Origin of the sequence: Pyxidicoccus caerfyrddinensis, from assembly GCF_010894405.1 — a bacterium.
Classification (GTDB): domain Bacteria; phylum Myxococcota; class Myxococcia; order Myxococcales; family Myxococcaceae; genus Myxococcus; species Myxococcus caerfyrddinensis.
In genome coordinates this window covers 28085-46580 of sequence record NZ_JAAIYA010000006.1, presented here as the reverse complement: position 1 = coordinate 46580, position 18496 = coordinate 28085, and the positions used below count along the sequence as shown (strand labels likewise).

General features: G+C 71.6%; 15 protein-coding genes. 10 read left to right on the top strand and 5 right to left on the bottom strand.

The features are described 5' to 3' along the window. Nucleotides 1-1260: a lipocalin-like domain-containing protein gene (locus G4D86_RS15585; protein WP_163994325.1), complete on the top strand. Its 1260-nt coding sequence runs from the start codon at nt 1-3 to the stop codon at nt 1258-1260. A gap of 39 nt (nt 1261-1299) precedes the next feature. On the opposite strand, the gene G4D86_RS15580 is transcribed toward G4D86_RS15585, so the two are convergent. After that, on the bottom strand, nt 1300-3672 hold the full coding sequence (locus G4D86_RS15580; protein WP_163994322.1) for a tetratricopeptide repeat protein: 2373 nt from the start codon (nt 3670-3672) through the stop codon (nt 1300-1302). 218 nt (nt 3673-3890) lie between these two features. Here G4D86_RS15580 and G4D86_RS15575 point away from each other — a divergent pair, with 218 nt between their 5' ends. Both G4D86_RS15575 and G4D86_RS15570 read left to right on the top strand, forming a co-directional pair. Beyond that, entirely contained in the window at nt 3891-5582 is a 1692-nt protein-coding gene (locus G4D86_RS15575; protein WP_163994320.1) for a hypothetical protein, read from the top strand. A gap of 154 nt (nt 5583-5736) precedes the next feature. After that, nucleotides 5737-6576, top strand: a complete 840-nt coding sequence (locus G4D86_RS15570) for an AraC family transcriptional regulator (RefSeq protein ID WP_163994317.1) — start codon at nt 5737-5739, stop codon at nt 6574-6576. Here G4D86_RS15570 and G4D86_RS15565 read toward each other — a convergent pair. Further along, nucleotides 6551-7516, bottom strand: a complete 966-nt coding sequence (locus G4D86_RS15565; protein WP_163994313.1) for an MBL fold metallo-hydrolase — start codon at nt 7514-7516, stop codon at nt 6551-6553. The two genes, G4D86_RS15570 and G4D86_RS15565, sit on opposite strands and share 26 nt — an antisense overlap. A 439-nt stretch (nt 7517-7955) precedes the next feature. Here G4D86_RS15565 and G4D86_RS15560 point away from each other — a divergent pair, with 439 nt between their 5' ends. The 6 genes from G4D86_RS15560 (at nt 7956) to G4D86_RS15535 (ending at nt 15100) form a co-directional block, all read left to right on the top strand. Continuing rightward, on the top strand, nt 7956-9581 hold the full coding sequence (locus G4D86_RS15560) for a ligand-binding sensor domain-containing protein (protein ID WP_240360272.1): 1626 nt from the start codon (nt 7956-7958) through the stop codon (nt 9579-9581). Between the two features lie 166 nt (nt 9582-9747). Continuing rightward, entirely contained in the window at nt 9748-11238 is a 1491-nt protein-coding gene (glpK, locus tag G4D86_RS15555) for a glycerol kinase GlpK (RefSeq protein WP_163994307.1), read from the top strand. Continuing rightward, nucleotides 11238-12623 carry a hypothetical protein gene (locus G4D86_RS15550; RefSeq protein ID WP_163994304.1) on the top strand — a complete coding sequence of 462 codons (1386 nt, stop codon included), beginning with the start codon at nt 11238-11240 and terminating at the stop codon, nt 12621-12623. The genes glpK and G4D86_RS15550 overlap by 1 nt, the downstream gene beginning before the upstream one ends. 52 nt (nt 12624-12675) lie before the next feature. Next, on the top strand, nt 12676-12987 hold the full coding sequence (locus tag G4D86_RS15545) for a 4a-hydroxytetrahydrobiopterin dehydratase (RefSeq protein WP_163994302.1): 312 nt from the start codon (nt 12676-12678) through the stop codon (nt 12985-12987). Next, nucleotides 12984-14246 (top strand): hypothetical protein, encoded by a 1263-nt coding sequence (locus tag G4D86_RS15540; protein ID WP_163994300.1) that lies wholly within the window; start codon nt 12984-12986, stop codon nt 14244-14246. The genes G4D86_RS15545 and G4D86_RS15540 overlap by 4 nt, the downstream gene beginning before the upstream one ends. After that, nucleotides 14246-15100, top strand: a complete 855-nt coding sequence (locus G4D86_RS15535; RefSeq protein ID WP_163994297.1) for a DMT family transporter — start codon at nt 14246-14248, stop codon at nt 15098-15100. Before G4D86_RS15540 ends, G4D86_RS15535 begins: the two co-directional genes overlap by 1 nt. Before the next feature lie 12 nt (nt 15101-15112). Here G4D86_RS15535 and G4D86_RS15530 read toward each other — a convergent pair whose 3' ends face one another. After that, the gene (locus G4D86_RS15530; protein ID WP_163994295.1) at nt 15113-15697 is read right to left on the bottom strand and encodes a Uma2 family endonuclease; all 585 of its coding nucleotides are present in this window, start codon (nt 15695-15697) and stop codon (nt 15113-15115) included. Between the two features lie 239 nt (nt 15698-15936). Here G4D86_RS15530 and G4D86_RS15525 point away from each other — a divergent pair, with 239 nt between their 5' ends. Continuing rightward, a complete protein-coding gene (locus tag G4D86_RS15525; RefSeq protein WP_240360271.1) occupies nt 15937-16791 on the top strand; it encodes an alpha/beta fold hydrolase in 855 nt (284 codons plus the stop codon). A 36-nt stretch (nt 16792-16827) separates the two neighbouring features. On the opposite strand, the gene G4D86_RS15520 is transcribed toward G4D86_RS15525, so the two are convergent. Together G4D86_RS15520 and G4D86_RS15515 are read right to left on the bottom strand one after the other, a co-directional pair. After that, complete coding sequence (locus G4D86_RS15520) at nt 16828-18069, bottom strand: hypothetical protein (protein ID WP_163994291.1); 1242 nt, start codon at nt 18067-18069, stop codon at nt 16828-16830. Nucleotides 18070-18113: 44 nt separating this feature from the next. After that, the gene (locus G4D86_RS15515) at nt 18114-18494 is read right to left on the bottom strand and encodes a hypothetical protein (protein ID WP_163994288.1); all 381 of its coding nucleotides are present in this window, start codon (nt 18492-18494) and stop codon (nt 18114-18116) included. Nucleotides 18495-18496 lie beyond the last annotated feature (2 nt).

Genomic DNA, 18496 nt, shown 5'->3' with positions numbered 1-18496 from the left:
ATGAGCGGCGGCCGAGGGCTCGTCATCGGGACGGTAGTGGTGCTGGTGGGATTGGCGGTGGCCGTGGCCATCGTCACGCGCGAGTCGGCACCGCCCGCGCTGCCAACCGGTGGAACGCTCACGGTGAGCGGCGCGCTTGGCGGGAGCGACACGAGCGCGGCGGGCTATGCGCGCGCGGTGGAGCCCCGCGCGTTCCAGTTCCCCGAGGACCACGGCCCGCACCCTGAGTTCCGCACCGAGTGGTGGTACTGGACGGGCAATCTGGAGACGGAGGACGGGCGCGCCTTCGGCTACCAGTTCACCCTGTTCCGCAGCGCGCTCGCCCCCGAGGCCCCACAGCGCGCGTCCGCATGGGGCGCGCGGCAGGTGTACCTGGGGCACTTCACCGTGTCGGACGTGGCGGGCAGTGGGTTCCATGCCTCGGAGCGCTTCAGCCGCTCCGCGCTGGAATTGGCCGGAGCCAGCGCGCGGCCCTTCAAGGTGTGGCTGGAGGACTGGCAGGCCGCCAGCGTGGGCGAGGCCACGTGGCCCGTACGGCTGCACGCGGAGACGGACGAAGTCGCGCTGGAGTTGCTGCTGGAGCCGGGCAAGCCGCCGGTGCTCCAGGGAGACAGGGGCCTGAGCCAGAAGGGGCCGGAGCGGGGCAACGCGTCCTACTACTACTCGATGACGCGCATGCCCTCGCGGGGCACGGTGCGGGTGGACGGGCGGACGTACGAGGTGAAGGGCGAGAGCTGGATGGACCGCGAGTGGAGCACCAGCGCGCTCGGCGCGGACCAGGTGGGCTGGGATTGGTTCTCGCTGCAGCTCTCCGACGGGAGCGAGCTGATGTACTACCAGCTCCGCCGCAAGGACGGCACGTCGGACCGGTTCAGCTCGGGCACGTGGGTGCCTCCGCCGGGCGCGGCCTCGAGCGAGCCCGTGCGCGTGTCGCGCGAGGACGTGCGAGTCGAAGTGCTGGACACGTGGAAGAGCCCTCGCAGCGGCGGCCAGTACCCGTCGCGCTGGCGCCTGCGTGTGGAGAAGTTGGGGCTCGACGTCACGGTGACGCCGAAGCTGGCGGACCAGGAGCTGCCCGTCAGCGTGCTGTATTGGGAAGGCGCCGTGAGCCTGGAGGGCACGCGCGAAGGGAAGCCGCTCACGGGCCGTGGCTACGTGGAGCTGACGGGGTACGCGGACACGCACGCTCCCGGGCGCGCCGGGACACGCGCGCGCGGGACACCGGAAGCCGAGGCCGCAGCGAGCAGCCCCGTGAAGTAACCGGCGTCCCCCCGGAAGCGGTGCACCGCGCGCGAGCTGCTACCGCACGCGCGCGCAGGCGCTGGTGTCGCGCGCGTCGCAGCCCTTCCGGAACGACTCCGTCGCGGAGGGCGCGTCTGGCTTCAGGCCGAGCCGCCCTTCCTCCTGAGCGGTACCGAGCAGGAAGCAGGCCTTGCCTCCCCCGGCGTCGCACGCCTTGCGCAACAGGCCGAGCGTCTGCTGGGAAGAGGCGCCGGGCAGCTCCCCCCTCGTGAGCGCCTCGAGCATGGGCGCACAGGCACGCGGGACCTGCGTGCAGTGGGCCTCCAGCAACGCCAGCCCCCGGGTGGGCTCGAGGACAGAGCGCGCGCCGGTGAGCAGCAGGCGGGCCAGCGTCAGGCAGGACTCCGCGCGGCCCGGAGTGCAGGACTTCTCGAGCGCCGCCTTCGCATGCGCCCAGTCAGGGGACGTGGACGTGGACGGTTTGCTCACCCACTGCAACGGCTTGAGGTAGACCTCGGCCAGCGTGCCGCACGCCTCCGCATCCCCCGCGTCACAGCGGGTGCGCCGGGCCTGCACGTCCTTCGCCATGGACTTGAAGTAGGACCCGCCGCCCGCCTTCAGGGCCCGCTCCTCATAGCCCAGGGAGCGGTGGAGGTCGGGCTCGAACCCCCACGAGTCCGACTCGAACAACTCCGCCAGCCGCAGGCACGCCGTGAACTCGCCCTGCTGGCAGAAGCGCTCCAGGAGCTTCAGCCCGCGCTCCTGGTCGGCCGGACTCGCCGGCTTTTCGAGCAGGAAGTCGGCGAGCTTCCGGCACTCGGCGGGCGTGTTCGCCGCGCACCCCGTCTGGATGGCCGCGAGCGCCTGCTCCTCGGCGCACCCCTCCACGTCGCCGAGCTTGCACGCGCGCGCATAGGCCTGGATGACGCCAGCCACCGAGCGGTCCTGCCCGCGCCCCTCGACGGAGGCCTGGGCCAGCGCCATGCACCCCTCGGCCTCGCCCAGCTCACACGCCCGCTGGAAGGCCTTGCTGACCGTCGCCAGGTCCTCCGCCTTCAGCACCTCGCCGTGTGCATCGAGGAGCTTGCCGAGCTGGAGGCACCCGCGCGCGGAGCCCTCCTCGCACGACTGGGAGCGCTCACGGAAGTCCACGATGGCGTCATCGCAGCTGTCGGGCTGGAGCTCGCAGTGCCGTGCGAGGTACTCGAGCCCCTTCATCCGGTCGCGCTCGACACCTCGGGCGGACCACCAGGCGCTTCCGAGCGCCTCGCACGAGCGCGCGTGTCCCGCCTGGCAGCCGCGCGTGAGCAGCTCCACGGCGCGCTTCGGGTTGGCAGTCAGTTCCCCCTCGAGGAGCAGGCCCGAGAGCTCCACGCAGGCGTCGGCCCGCGACGGATGCTCGGAGGCACAGCCCTTCTCGAGGAGCGCGAGGCCGGGCTGCTCCCACTCCGTCGAGGCTCTGGGTCCCGCCACGCGGAGCTTCCGCGCCGCCTCGATGCAGGCCCTCGCATCCCCCAGCTCGCAGGCGCGGTCCCATCCTCCGCGTCCCTGCCGGGCCAGCGCGGCACACGCCTCGGCCACGTCGCGGGAGCAGGCCGCCTCGAGCACCTGGGTGCGACTCTTCATCGACTCCTCGTCCTTCACCTGGACCGCGCCGAGACGGCGGCACGCCGCCGCCTCTCCCCGGCGGCAGGGCTCGAGGAAGGCCTCGCCACACGCGGCCTCCTCCCCCGCCGCGCACGCGCGCGCCAGGAGCGACGCGGCCCGCCCGGCGCCCTCGGGCGACTCGAGCAGCAGCTTCGCGAGCTCGTGGCACGCGGCGGGCACTCCGAGGCTACAGGCCCGCTCGAGCAGGGGTGCGGCCTTCGCGCGCTCCGGGGCCGCGGGCTCGCGGCTCCGGTACCAGCTCCCGAGCGAGTAGCACGCGAGCGCATCCGGGCGGTTCGCGGAGCAGGCCTGGCCGAGCAGGGCCACCTGCCGCGCCTCCTCCACGCCTTGGTGGGCCATGAAGGTACAGGCCCGGCCCTCGCCCGCGTCGCACGCGCGTCCGAGCAGGGCGGCGCAGTCCGCGGCGACCTCGCACAGCGGCGAGCTGCCCGCGCTGAGGCAGGCCGGAGCATGGCCCTCCTCGCAGAGGCGGCTCGCGAGCATGAAGCCGCTGCGGGCCTCCTCCTCGTGCTCACTCCGGTCCTTCCGCATGAGGGTGTTCGCGTGGAGGTGGCAGGCCTCGACGTCACCGGCCAGGCAGGCGCGGACCACCTGCTGCTCGACGGAGAGCTGCTCCGTGTCGGCACCGCGCACGGCCGCGACGAAGCGGGCGCAGGCGGCGGCGTCGGAGCCGTCGCACGGATTCACGAAGTCACGGGCGGCACGGTCCGTCACACAGGCGGGCACGGCCAACAGGAGCAGGAGGGTGTGAAGCAGACGCATGGAGGAGCTTCCGGGTATTGGGACGCGGGTGCGAGCACGAGCCAAAAGAAGGGCAGGAACTCTACCCGAGCAGCCCGGTGAAGTGGCCTCCCGGTCCACGGCCGAGTCATGGGTGACTCCTGGCCGAGCTCGCGCGCGTTGTTTCACCGAGTGAATCGCGCTGAAGGAAATCCGGGGGACTCGTTCAGGGTGGGCACCCCTGAAGGAGGAGTCATTCCATGCGTCGTTTCCTCGCGGTGGCATGTGTCCTGATGATGCCGATGATGAGCGTGGCCGCGCCGGTGAGCCGGACCAACTACAACGCCAGCCCCGACAACTCGCGGACCTATGTCGGCTTCACTCCGGACCGGCCCGTCCTGCAGCTCTTCATGAACCACGTGGACCGCCTGGACGACGTCTGGCTGCGCTTCGCCGGTCCCGTGTACGCGACCAAGCAGGACGACTGGCTGCGCATCCGCGTCCTCGACGGCTGCCTCAACGAGGTCTTCTCGCGCACCCACCCGCTCGCCCTCACGCTGAGCGGCCCCCAGCAGGACTGGTTCAACTTCGCGCTCGGCGTGTCGCTCCAGCACGGGCGCTACTACTACCTGGAGCTGACCTCGAAGTACGGCGGCTGGAGCGGTAGCGCGCAGCTCGTCCTCAACAACTCCCGCTACGAGCACGGCCGGATGTTCACCGCCGACTCCATCCAGTCGCTCGCCTTCCCCGCCAAGAAGGACGACGTGATGTTCATGCTGAACGGCACGGTGGAGGAGACGAAGGAGTGGTACCCGTCCCCGACGACCAACGTCCTGTGCCCCGCGCGCTGCAAGGTGGTGGGCACCGAGAAGACGGCCTGGAACCCGCGCAACTACTTCAACGTCATCGTCCAGGAGACGGGGACCGCCGGACCGACGGGCTCCTTCTGGACGGACTACACGGCGGACGCGTCGCTCACCGCGCTCAAGGACAACCTCCGCCGCGTCCTCGAGGACCCGAGCGGCCCGCCCGCGCCCGGGGGCCGGCCGACGGCGCCGCTCGACCAGACGGTGCCGTATGACGCGTACTACGGACAGATGAACTTCTACGTCGCGGTGGAGAACCCGGCGACGGACCCGCGCGCGGCCAAGGGCTTCCTGTACTGCGCGAACATCGACGCGCAGATTTCCGTCAAGACGGGCTCGTATGCCTCATACGGCGCCACGAGCTTCAGCGGCGAGTTGCCGCGTCCGTCCTCCGGCGCGTGGGACTACGACTTCTCCCGAGGCATCCTCCAGCACGAGTTCATGGGCCACGGCATCGGCCAGCTCACGGAGGAATACATCCTGCCGTGGGACGCGAGGGCGACGCTGCTGACGATGCGGTCTCCCAACACGGACGCGCCCGGCTGTTCGTCGTGGTGCAGCTCGTCGCTGACGGTGACCAACCTCATCACCGCGATGGCGGCGGACCCGAACGCGGCCTGCTGGACCTACGACACGGCGACGTGCCAGGCCCACGAGGCGAGCGGGAGCAGCCCGCAGTGCCTCTGGCTGGGCGGGCTGAGCAGCCCGGACCTGGCGTACTACGGCGGGCGCACGTGCATCCCCGCGTCGGTGACGAAGTACAACATCGGCCTGGGCTGCACGGGCAACACGGGGTGCTACCTCGGCAGCACCAACGGCGGGCGCATCGCCGTCAACGTGGCGCAGCCCGGCGGCGACATCATGGGCGCGGCGGGGCGCAACCCGGCGGCGGCGGTCGGCTTCACCACGGCCATGGAGAGCCACATCCGGGACGTCATGGACTGCATCTTCCCGCTGACCTGCTACCAGTACCCGGAGGCCCGCTGCCTGGCGTTCCAGTCGAAGTGGAGCTCCGGCGCCGACAGCAGGAAGGTGTTCGCCACCCGGGCCAACGGCTGCGAGAGCAGCTACTACCGCAGGCGCTGAGCGGCGGCCGGTTGCCGCTGCACCACCCCTGGCCTTCGATGGCGATGAAGGCCGGGGGTGCTCACCGTCCGAGCGCGAGCGGGGCCACATATACTCCCGGCCTGCTCGGCCGCGCGCGCTTCGCGGGACTCGACGCGCGAGGAGGGAGGACCGGTTGCCCAAGCCCCTGGTGGACGTGGATGCGGTGCCCGCATCCGTCTTCTGCCTCACCGATGAGCTGACGCCCTTCGCGACCGGCTGGCACGCGCACCGCCGCCACCAGCTCCTCTATGCGGCACGGGGCGCTCTGCATCTCGAGGTGGCCCACGCGCAGTGGCTGCTCCCGCCGCAGCGCGCCGCGTGGCTCGCGGGAGGCACCCGCCACCGCGTGAGCGCCACGCAGCCCGCCACGCTGTGCACCGTGTACCTGGAGCCCTCGCGCGTGCCCGCCGCGCCGGAGGGTGAGTGCCGCGTCTTCGTCCTGCCGCCGCTCGCGCGGGAGATGCTGCACTACTCCACCCGCTGGGGACCGGAGCGCGCGCCCCGCGACGCGGTGGCGGAGAGCTTCTTCTCCGCGCTCGCCCACCTGCTCACGGAGTGGGCCGCGGAGCCTCGCGAGTGGAGGCTGCCTCGCGCCCGCACGCCGGAGCTGGAGCGGGCAATGACCTACACGCTGTCCCGGCTCACCGGCCCCGCCACCCTCGCGGGCGCGGCGAAGGCGGCGGGACTGTCCCAGCGCACCCTCGCGCGGCGCTTCGAGGACGAGGCCGGCACCTCGTGGCGCCGCTTCCTGCACGACGCCCGCATGCTGCGCGCCATGGAGCTGCTGGCCGAGGACGGCGCCCGTGTCACCCAGACGGCCTACGCGGTGGGCTTCGAGAGCCTCGCCGCCTTCACCCACGCGTTCACCGCCTTCACCGGCGAGCGTCCCCGCGACTTCCGCCAGCGCGTCGCCCGGGGCGTGACGCTGCCGCCCCGGGCCGCCCCCACTACCCGCCGCAGGCGAGGTGGTTGACCAGCCCGTACACGCCGTACCCCACCATGTACTTCAGCGCGTACTCCGGGAAGGCCGCCGCCGCGCGCTGCTCCAGCTCCGCGTAGTGCGGCGCCGCCGCGTCACCGCACAGCTCCGCCTTGCGGCCGCCCAGCTCCGCCGCGTACGCGTTCACCAGGGCCACCATGCCGTCCAGGTAGCGCTTCTCCTGGGCAATGGCCTCCGCCACCGGCGCGGCCTCGCCCCGGCCGCCGTACACCGTGGCGTCGGGCCACGCGGCCAACTCGTCCAGCGCCGCCTTCCACGCGGCCACGTCCGGCACCGCCTTGCCGTCGCGCAGGCCGCCCTCCAGCCACGAATGCGCCTTGTGGTGCACCAGGTCTCCCACGATGAGCGCCTTGCGGCCCGGCACGTACGCCACCGTCTGCGTCGTGGCGACGCCCGCGTGCTTCAGCTCGGACAGCTCCACCTTCGCCCCGCCCTCCAGCGGCAGCGCGTACGTGCCGCTGAAGGTGACGTCCACCTTCGCCTGCGCGGGGTACGTGTCCTCGGTGAAGGCCTTCACCACGTTGACCCAGAAGTACTTCTTGTACGCGTGGACGGCGGGGATGGCCGCGGCGGTGGCCTCGCTCGCCACCACCTTCGCGCCCTCGCGCTGGAAGACGCCCACGCCGTTGAACTTGTCCGGATTCGGATGCGTCACCACCACGTAGCGGATGGGGTTGCCCGTCTTCGCCCGGATGGCGGCGAGCGCCTTCTCCGCCTGCGCCTCGGTGAACTGCGCGTCGAAGACCACCACTTCCGCGCCCGTGTCATAGAAGAACGAGTGCGTGTCGAACGCGCTCGCGTCGCTCGTGTACCGGGCCACGTCCGCGTCCGCGAGGTTCGCCCTCGAGCCCGCGCACCCCACCACCAGCACCGCACCCAGCGACAGCACCACCTGCTTCATCGTGAAGGCCATGTTCCCAGTCCTCGTGTCGAAGTGCCGGGGCCACATGTCCCGGCGAGCGAGGCGGAAGATGCCTTCCGGGCCCCTGGCGTGCTTGCGCGCATCCGCCGTGGATTTGTTCCCATCCGCCAACCCGCCGCGTGCCTCCACCGGACGCACCTCCAGCACCGCCGGGTCAGGCGCGGGACTTCCGCGCGTGGGAAACGCGGCGCCCCACTCCACCCCGCGCGCTTCCCTCGTTGCGGCGTGTAGCGCCCTTCACCCCGCGTCAACCCCTGGCACCCCGCTTGCCTCTGGGCTCAGTGGCTACGAGTGGAACGTCCGACGTCGGACGTTGGAGGCGGACCCGGGTATGCGCTGGCTGGGACGAAGCAGGTGGTGGGCGGGGTTGCTGGGGGCGGCGTTATGGGCGGCGTGCGGCGGAGGCGGCACACCGGAGACGCGTCCCGCGGTGGAAGACCCCTCGGGGACTCCCGATGAGAGCCCCGGAGATGATTCGACTCCGCCTCCCGACGAAGAGGAGCCGCCTCCCGACGAAGAGGAGCCACCTCCGAAGGAGGAGCCCGATGCCGGGGCGCCCGACTCGGGCACCCCGGACTCGGGCACGCCCGACTCCGGTACACCTGACTCCGGTACTCCCGACTCCGGCACGCCGGATGGCGGCACGGGCAACCCGAACGGCGGGGACAACGTGCCGCCGAGCGCGAAGGACTGGCGCTTCCTGGGCGCCGCCGAGGGCGCTCCGCGCGAGGTGCTCGGCGTCACCGAGGACGAGGGCGGCAACCTCTGGGTGGCCGGCGGCGAGGACGGCCTGTGCCTGCTGCGTCCGGGCGCGGCCACCTTCCGCTGCTACACCATGGCGGACGGCCTGAAGCCGTGGGCGCCGTGGAAGGGCAAGGACCCCGCGCCGGAGAAGCGCTACCTCAAGGTGACGGCGGTGACGGGCGGCCCCGCGGGCACCGTCTGGGTCGGCTACGAAGGCCGCCCCAACTGCGAGAGCGAGTTCTACAAGGTCCCCGGCGAGTACGAGGACCCCGCCATCTACAAGAGCGGCGACGCGGACCGCGTGCTGCTCCAGGGTGACGGCACGCTTCGCGTGGTGCACTACGACATCCACTCGGTGGAGCACACGGTGCCCGGCTACGGCCACCGCGAGAAGCTCTGCTCGGTGAATCGCATCCTCTGGGACAAGCAGCGCAACAGCCTCTGGTTCGCCTCCAACCATGGCCTTGCCTGGGGTGAGCCGGACTACGAGGGCGGCACGGAGTGCCAGGACCCGGCGATTCGCGCCGCCAACGAGTGGGTCTACATCTACAAGGACGCGCAGGGGAACGAGACGGGCCGCGAGACGCGCCAGCGCTGCAAGTTCGGCGTCATGGAGCACGTGCACCCGGCCATCGCAATGAGCGACGACAGCACCGACGAGTCCCACCGGCTCGCAGGTGACGTGTGGGGCGTGGCGGTGCGGCCCGACGGCGACATCTGGATGGGCACCCACATCCGCAGCTCGCGCTTCAAGATCATGACCAACGCGGTGGGCCACGTCGGCACCGGCGCGCCGTGGAACTTCGAGATGGCGCGCAAGCAGTCGGAGGAGAAGAAGTACAAGGCCAACCGCATCGACCTCTGGCCGGACGCGGTGGCCGAGCCGCAGGTTCCCACCCGTGAGCAGCGCAAGGACGACCTCGTCAGCGACCTGGTGCTCATGCCGGACGGCACGGTGTGGTTCTCCAGCTTCGCGTGGGGCCTGGCGAAGATGAACGACGCGGGCCAGGTGACGGCGTACTACCTGGACGGCGTGCAGGACCGCTTCATCTCCTCCATCGAGCGAGACCCCCGCGACGGCAGCCTGTGGATTGGCCACCGCTGGGGCCGGGGCCTGATGCGGATGCACGCCGAGGGCAGCTTCGTCAGCCACAACAGCGTGCTGGGCAACCTCTCCGGCCTGCCCGTCTGGGACATCCGCACGGTGGGCAGCGGGGACACCCGCAAGGTGCTGGTGGCCTTCGCCGCCTACCGGGACTCGGCGGGCAACATCGTCCACCGGGGCGCCGTCGGCATCTACACCGGCAAGTGAGGTTGCCACCCTCCGGGGCCGCCTGTGGGCCCTGGAGGGTGCGCCGACCGGGAACGTCATCCGTACGTCGACTCGCCCCCCGCCGGACAGGAACGTCGCCTGTCCGGCCCCCAGGCTGGAGTAGGTTCCTCCCATCTGGCCGTCTGCCGTTGGGAGGACTCACCCCATGCCGAAGGCGAAGTACGTGCTGGCCCTGGACCAGGGCACCACCGGAACCCACGTCTCCATCCTCGACTCGAAGCTCCAGGTGGTGGGCCGCTCCTACAAGGAGTTCACCCAGCACTTCCCCAAGCCGTCTTGGGTGGAGCACGACCTGGACGAAATCTGGGCCACCAGCGAGTGGTGCATCGCCCGGGCCCTGAAGGACGCGGGCCTCAACGGCCGGGACATCTCCGCGGTGGGCATCACCAACCAGCGCGAGACGACGGGCCTGTGGATGCGCGGCACCGGCAAGCCGCTGGCCAGGGCCATTGTCTGGCAGGACCGGCGCACGTCGGAGATGTGCCGGCGGCTCAAGGAGCAGGGCGTGGAGCCGCGCGTGCGCGAGGTGACGGGGCTCGTCGTGGACCCGTACTTCTCCGGCACCAAGCTCACCTGGCTCTTCGAGCACCTGAAGGGCGCGCGCGCCCGGGCGGAGAAGGGCGACGTGTGCTTCGGCACCATCGACACGTGGCTCGTCTACAAGCTCACCGGCGGCTCCGCGCACGTCACCGACGTGTCCAACGCCAGCCGCACGCTGCTGATGGACTTGAAGACGCTGCAGTGGAACGACGACATGCGCTCGCTGCTGTCGGTGCCCGCCGCGTGCCTGCCGCAGATTCGCGGCTCCGCGGAGGTGTACGGCACCACGCGCGGCATGCGCAGCCTGCCGGACGGCGTGCCCGTGGCGGGCATGGCCGGAGACCAGCAGGCGGCCCTCTTCGGACAGGCGTGCTTCGAGCCCGGCGAGTCCAAGTGCACGTACGGCACCGGCGCCTTCCTCTTGATGAACACCGGCAACACGCCGGTGCGCTCCAACTCCGGCCTGCTCACCACGGTGGCATGGCGGCTGGGCGGCACCGGCACCACCACGTACGCGCTGGAGGGCAGCAGCTTCATCGCCGGCGCGGCGGTGCAGTGGATGCGCGACGGGCTCAAGGTCATCAAGCGCGCGCCGGACATCGAGGCGCTCGCCGCCAGCGTGAAGGACTCCGGGGACGTGGTGTTCGTCCCGGCGCTGGCGGGCCTGGGCGCGCCGCACTGGCGTCCCGAGGCGCGCGGCCTCTTCGCCGGCATCGACCGCTCCACCACCGTGGCCCACCTCGCGCGCGCGCTGCTGGAGGGCATTGCCCTGCAGCTTCATGACCTCGCGGACGCCATGCGCCGCGACAGCGGGCGGGACATTCCCGTCTTCAAGGTGGACGGCGGCGCGGCGGCCAACAACCTCCTCATGCAGTACCAGGCGGACATCCTCGGCGTGCCGGTGGTCCGGCCGCGGAATCTCGAGACGACCAGCCTGGGCGCCGCGTTCCTCGGCGGCCTGGGCGCGGGCGTCTGGGACAGCCCGGACGCCATCCGCCGCGCGTGGAAGGCGGACAAGGTGTTCAAGCCGAAGATGAAGGGCGACGTGCGCGAGCGGCACCTGGCGAAGTGGAAGCGAGCGGTGGAGCGGGCGTGATGAAGGCCCCGCGCTGGATGGGCCTCATGGCCGCCCTGCTCGCGCTGGGCGGCGGCACCGGCTGCCCGGCCGAGCCCGTGCAGTGCTTGGGCGGCGGTGCGCCGCCGCAGCGGCCAGAGGCGCGCGTCTTCGGCGTGGGCAAGGAAGTGGCCTTCGACGTCCTCGCCGACCTGGTTCGGGCCTGCAACGCGGACGGGGTGGTGCGGGCGCCGGAGTCCGTCACCGTGGAGGTCAAGGACCCGGAGAACCGGCCCGTGCCCGCCACGGCGGTGCTGGACCCGGGTGGCAGGTTGGCCACCATCCGCTTCACGGGCACGGTGGAGGGGCGCCACCACGTCATCGTCTCCTTCGCGCCGGTGGGCAGCCTCCACCAGTTCGGCGTCTTCATCGTGAAGGACCGCCGCGGCGAGCCCGAGCTGGCGCGCGTCCCCTTCTCCCCGTCATGCCTGAACCTGGACCGCACCACGCGAGGCACCTGGGTGTGTGGCAACCAGGCCTGGCGGGAGTCGGACACGGAGCCCCAGTCACTCAGCACCCGGCCGGTCACCACGGCGGTGGCGGGAGACGTGGTGTGGACGGTGGACGGGGACACGGTGCGCCGCTACGTCGACACCGGCGTCGGCGCGCTCGAGCCCGCCGGCACCGCGCCCTACCCTCCCGGCGCGAACCCGCCTGGCTCCACGTATCCGGGCCCCCACGCGCGGCTCGCCACCCCGGATGAACTGGCGCTGCTGAGCGACTCGCTGCTGCACCGCTACACCTTCACCGAGGCCGGGGGCCTCGCCACCGGGCCCACGGCGGGATGGGGACGCTCGGGAGACACGCGCTACTTCGGCAACGACTCCGTGGGCGGGGTGCTGGTGCGCGCGGGCCCACGGCTGCTCGTGGTGGGCCTCATCCAGGACCCGAGGACCTTCGAGACGCGGGCACAGGCCTGCCCGTTCCAGCCCGGCACCGCGGGAGGCTACGTCTCCGTGCCGGGCGAGGCCTGCCATGACCTGCCGGGCGAGCCCGTGGGCTACGAGGAGGGCGTGGTGTGGACCCGGACCTTCGACACGTCATCGTCGGTGCTGCTGGAGACGCTCCGCCGCTTCGCCGTCACGGGCGACCGGCTGGTGGAGACCGGCGCGCTGTCGCTGGAAGGACAGCTCGTCAGCTTCCCGACCGCGTTGCGCCCGGGCCCCTCGCTGCCCTACCTGGGGGCGATGGGCGCCGTCGGCGCCTACGTGGCGCTGCGCTGGAACCCGGAGAATGGGCGGGTGGAGCTGGAGCTGGGGCCCTCGCCGACGGGGCTTGAGTCGCCCCACATCCATGAACACTTCATCTGGGTGGTCGCACGCGATGGAAGCGGCCTGGCGGTGTACCCGCGGTCGTCCACCCGCTGACGGCGCGGCACTGACGGCTTCCCTCGGGCGCGGGAGCGGGTAGAAAGCGGGCATGGCCTATGACCGCACGCTGCTCGCTCCCGAGGCGCTCCAGTCCTTCCTCTCCCAGCACCCCGAGTGGAAGCACGAGGGCGGGATGATTCGCCGCACGTACGAGGCGCCCTCCTTCCTCGCCGGCATCGCCTTCGTGGAGAAGGTGGCGCAGGCGGCGGAGAAGGAGAACCACCACCCGGACATCGACATCCGCTGGAGGAAGGTGACGCTGGCGCTCGTCACCCACGACGCCGGGGGCCTCACCTTCCGCGACACCGGCCTGGCCGCCGAGGCCGACCGACTCTTCGCGGAGGTGGTGCGGGCGAAGTGAGCACCGGGGCGTACAGGTACGGCCTGGCACTCCTCTGCGCGGCGGTGCTGTGCGGCGCTCCAGCGGCGTGGGCTCAGGACGAAGAGCCCCAGGCGCCGCGCCCGGAGCGGCTGTACTTCAACCCGGGCGCGCTGCTGGGCTCCGCGCGCGTGGTGGCGCTGGGCGGCGCGTACGTGGGCATCGCCGAGGGCGCCGCGGGCTTCCCCAGCAACCTGGCGGCGCTGGCGCACCGGAGCGCCACGCTGGAGAAGGACTGGGATTTGGGCGTCACGCTGACCTGGCTGGACCTGCCCTTCACGGGTGGGCGCAAGCGGGATTTGGACAACGACGGGCGGCCGGATGAGTCCGAGGACAGCCGGCAGCTGCTGGGCGGGCTGCTGCTGCAGTACAAGCGCTTCGGCATCGGCTTCGCGCTGCGCAACAGCGAGGTGTCCTACTGCGCCACGGCCGCGTGCAACGGGGACAGTGAGCGCATCCGCGTGTCGCTGACGCAGTCGGTGCTGGCGGGGGCGGTGGCCTTCGGGCAGGACGACTTCATCCTCGCGCTGGGGCTGTTCGCGGCGCAGGCGTCCTTCCGCCTCTCCTCGGGTGGTGACGAGATTCGCTACGGCGACACGGGCGTGGAGGTGGACATGCTGTACCGGCCGCACGGGCGCGCGTGGCGGCTGGGCGTGACGGTGCGGCCGGAGGTGGTGGCGGACCTGCGCGCGGAAGAGGGCCAGGCGCCGGTGCTCGCGGGGCGCACGCTCTTCGGCGCGGTAGTGGCGCCGGCGGTGCTTTCACTCGGGGCGAGCTGGCGCTTCGGCGAGGGCTCCGAGCGCTACAACCGCCTGTCTCCGGCGGCACGGCGGCAGTTGGTGGTGGAGGGAGACGCGCTGCCGGTACCGGACGAGGTGCCAAAGGACGCCCCCGCGGGGCGGTGGCTGCTCAGCGCGCAGGTGGACCTCTTCTCGGGCGTGGACAACGCGGTGCCGTTGCGCTCGTTCGCCTCCACGGCGGAGACGGAGTCGGTGGGCCACGCCTCCGAGTTCGCGCCCCGCATCGGCGTGGAGCACGACACGGTGCCGGGCATGGTTCGCCTGCGCGCGGGCATCTACGCGGAGCCCTCGCCGTTCGACGGCAGGCCGGCGCGGCCGCACGTCACGGGCGGCTTCGAGGTGTTCGTCCTGCGCTACTGGGAGGACTGGGCGATTGCCGCGTCCTTCGACCTGGCGCGCCGGTACACCAACGTGGGCCTGTCCGTGGGATTCTGGCGGTGATGCGGACGGGACTGCTCACGGTGCTGGCGCTGCTGGGCTTCGCGGCCAACTCGCTGCTGTGCCGCGCGGCGCTGGCGGGAGGCGGGCGGCTCATCGACGCGGCGTCCTTCACCGGGGTGCGGCTGGTGTCCGGCGCGGTGGTGCTGGCATTGCTGCTGTGGACGCGGGGTGGGCGGCACACGGGCGGCTCGTGGCCCTCGGCGCTGGCGCTCTTCGTGTACGCGGCGGGCTTCTCGCTGGCGTACGTGCGCATCCCGGCGGGCGTGGGGGCGCTGCTGCTGTTCGGCTGCGTGCAGGCGACGATGCTGGGCACGGGGCTGGTGCGCGGTGAGCGCCCGAAGGGGCGCGAGGTGGCGGGGCTGGTGCTGGCGCTGGGCGGGCTGGTGGGGCTGACGGCGCCCGGCGTGTCCGCGCCGGACCCGGTGGGCGCGGCGCTGATGGCGGGCGCGGGGGTGGCGTGGGGCGTGTACTCGCTGCGGGGGCGGGGCAATCGCAATCCGCTGGCCGCGACGGCGGACAACTTCCTGCGCTCCGTGCCCCTGGCGGCGGCGCTTTCGGGCGTGGGGATGCTGGTGCAGGGGGCGCCGCATGCGACGGGGCACGGCGTCGCGCTGGCGGTGGGCTCGGGGGCACTGGCGTCGGGCGTGGGCTACAGCCTGTGGTACGCGGCGCTGCCGCACCTGACGGCGACACGGGCCGCCATCGTTCAGCTCTGCGTGCCGGTGCTGGCGGCGGTGGGCGGCGTGTTGCTGCTCGGTGAGAGCGTGACTCAGCGCCTGGTCCTGGCGGGAGCGGCGCTGCTGGTGGGTGTGCTGCTGGCGCTCTCGGCGAAGGCAGCGCCCGTGCGCCCGTGACGCGGGCGTGAGTCACGGAGGCTGCGGTGACTGAGGCATTCGCGGCCACAGTCTCGCGAGCTCCAGTTCGAGCTCCTCGAAGGGCTCGGCCCTGGCACTCACCTCACCCGACCAGGTTCCGCGCCGCACCCACTGTCCGTCCCTCAACTGGAACACCTCCAGCGTCCGTGAGACCGGGTCCAACAGCCACACGTGCCCTACGCCTTCGCGTGCGTAGATCTCACTCTTGCGATGGCGGTCCAGCTTCGCGGTGGAGGGAGAAAGCACCTCGCAGACCCAGTCCGGGGGAAGGCTGAAGTAGGGAGCCTCCTGGTCCTCCGGCATTCGCTCAATGCGCCAACCCGCGATGTCTGGAACAAGGACGTCGTCGCCGAAGTGCAACTCCGGCTCCGTCATGAACCACCACCCTCCGGGCCCGCCACTTCCTCGCTGGAAGGGTGTGTACAGCTCACCAATCAGCACGGTGTGCGCCACCGTATGCGGACCTGCCGGCCGCGGCATGGCAATGAGCTCGCCGTCGATGATCTGCCCGACCATGTGCTCGGGCAGCGCCTCCAGGTCGGCATACGTCGCCGGGCGCTTCGTCTCCTTGCTCATCTCGGAACTCCCCAGGCCGCCAACTCCCCACCCTTCCATCATCGACCCTGCCTCCCTGGAGTGGAACCCCACCCTCTACTGCGTGTCCACTACTTCCTACCCCAGGGGTCTGACACCACCTCAGTTCCACCCTCCTCCTCACGTCGCCTACTGGCTGCCATGACGTGCCCATGGCCGCCTGTTCGCAATGCTCCGCCGGGCCGTGCCAGCGTCATTTCCATCTACCGGAGGAGAGGCTCGTGGAACGACGCGCGACGATGCACCGGGGCTGCAACCTGAGCTGGCTCATTGAGGGCCAGGGCACGCCCGTCGTGCTCATCCAGGGCTCGGGCGTCGGCGCGAATGGGTGGCTGCCTCAACTCGATGCGCTGACGCCGCGCTTCCAGCTCCTGTGCTTCGACAACCGCGCCTATGGAAGGAGCGTTCCTTCCGCCGAGCCCCTCTCCCTCGAGCTCATGGCCGAGGACGTCCTCGCGTTGATGGACGCCCAGGGCTGGGAGAGCGCGCACCTCGTCGGGCACTCGATGGGCGGGCTCATCGCGCAGTACGTGGCCCGGCGCGCGAAGGCACGCGTGCGCAGCCTCGCGCTCCTGTGCACGTTCGCGAATGGCAAGGCACCCTCCAAGCTGACGCCGTGGCTGGTGCGCGTCGGCCTGCGCACCCGCATTGGCACGCGGCGCATGCGACAGCGCGCCTTCATGGAGATGGTGCTCACCCACGAGGAGCTGGCGACCGTCGACCCCGACGCCATGGCGAAGAAGCTCGGCACGCTCTTCGACCGCGACCTCGCGGAGTCGCCGCCCATCCTGATGCAGCAGGTGAAGACCATGGCCCGCGCGGACGCACGGCCGTTCCTCTCCGAACTCGCCGGCATCCCCACGCTCGTCGCGAGCGCGGAGCATGACCGCATCGCCACGCCCGCCTCTGGCCGAGAGCTCGCGCAGGGGATTCCAGGCGCGCGCTACGTCGAGCTGAGCGGCACCGCCCACGCCATGACCATCACCCGCGCCACGGAGGTCAACGCCCTCCTGGTGGAGCACCTGGAGCGCGCGGAACAGGACTCCCACTCCGCCACGCGCATCGCCAGGGGCTGAGGAGGCTCCTTCCCGAAAGCCCCTGCCCCGGCGACCTCAGCCGCCCTGCTCGCAATAGCCGTAGTTACAGGAGGGCGCCGAGGAAGGGCAGTCCCCGGGGCCACCGCACGGCGTGCACGAGGACGCGCCGTTGGCCACCTTGTCGAAGAAGCACCCGCAGCGCAGGCCGGAGGTGACGGGCGACAGCGGCCCCATCTCCGCGGTGCGCTTCACCTTCATGGCGCACTTGGGCACCAGGTGCTTGTTGATGATGGCCTCCAGCAGCGGCTGCTCGAGCTGCGGGGCGGCGAAGCGGCTCACCAGCGCCCCCGCGGCGGCCGTGGGCAGCCCGTTCTCCACCCGCGTGTAGAAGTGCACCGGCCCCCAGATGGGGTAGTGGCCGTCGCGCACGTTCGCCTTGTCCTTGGCGAACGGGGTGGAGTCCGGCAGGAAGCCGCACTTCTGTCCCCGGGCCTGGAAGGCGAGGATGCGCAGATTGGAGCGCTCCTCGTCCGCCACGTCCGTGGACAGGATGCCGATGGCCTTCTCCGAGGAGCTCGCGTCCAGCAGCAGCTTCATGTTCTTGCGCACGCCGTCGCTGCCGCCGCGGTCCACGCCCCACCACTTGTCGGCCGGCACGCTGATGGCCCGGGCAATCATCTGCTGCGTGCCGGAGCTGGCGTTGCGCACGAAGAACAGCGAGGCGTCCAGCCAGGGCGTGGCCTTGCCCGCATTGCCGCCCATGCCGAAGGCCATGTACGCCGCCTCCGCGCTGATGCTCTTCTGCGTGGAGTTCACCGGCACCACGAAGGTCATCGGCTGGACGGGGCCCTCGTAATCGGCGGTCTGCACCCCGGCGGGAGCCTCCACGCCGCACGTGGAGGCGAAGACGTCCGACACGCCGATGTCCACCAGCACGCCCTCCGGCGGCAGCGAGCACTCCTGCGCCGAGCCATCCGCCTTGAGCAGGATGGCGTAGTTGGCGGCCCGCGTCCCCGCGGCGGGGATGTCCTTCATCACCCGCTTCGTCGGGTCCGTGCTGAAGATGGCGGTGACGCCCGTACACGAGCCCTGGGACTGGTAGACGATGCTGTAGGCGGGCGTGTCCTGGGCGAGCAGCGGCGCCACCACCGTGAGGAAGGAGCGGACGGCCGACGAGCCCGCCACGTAGACAACCTGGGTGGAGGGGCAGGAGATGGTGGGCGTGTTCGTCTGCGCGTGGGCGGCCGGGACAGCGAGCGCGGCGAGGAGCAGCGCCAGCGCGCGCGCCGGGCCGCCGAGGAGGGCGGAAGGTCTCATGGGTGGCAGTCTTCGGAAGGGGAGCGGGAAGAGGACGGAGCGGCTCAGGGAGGCCGGGGAACGAGGTCGGGCAGCGCCTCGTCGGGATTGCACCGCCCCAGGCGCGCGCAGTTGTCGAAGGGCACGCAGTCGGCGCGGGTGCACTGGTTGAGGAACTGCTCCTCGCTGGTGGCGGCACCCCGGAAGCAGCCCTGCGGGCCGAGCCCGGACGGCAGGCACACCCCCTCCTGGCAGATGGGGTAGGTGCCGAAGCGCTCGCAGTCCGCGTCCGTGGAGCACTGCGCGGACTCTGTATCCAGGGCCAGCGAGCAGCCGGAGGCCGCCATCAGCAGTACCGGGGCGAGCAGGACGCGGCGCGCCCGGCGGAAGGAGGAGGAAGCACGAAGCCGGGCGGGGCCGCTCCGGGAGAAGGAAGGCAAAGGCATGG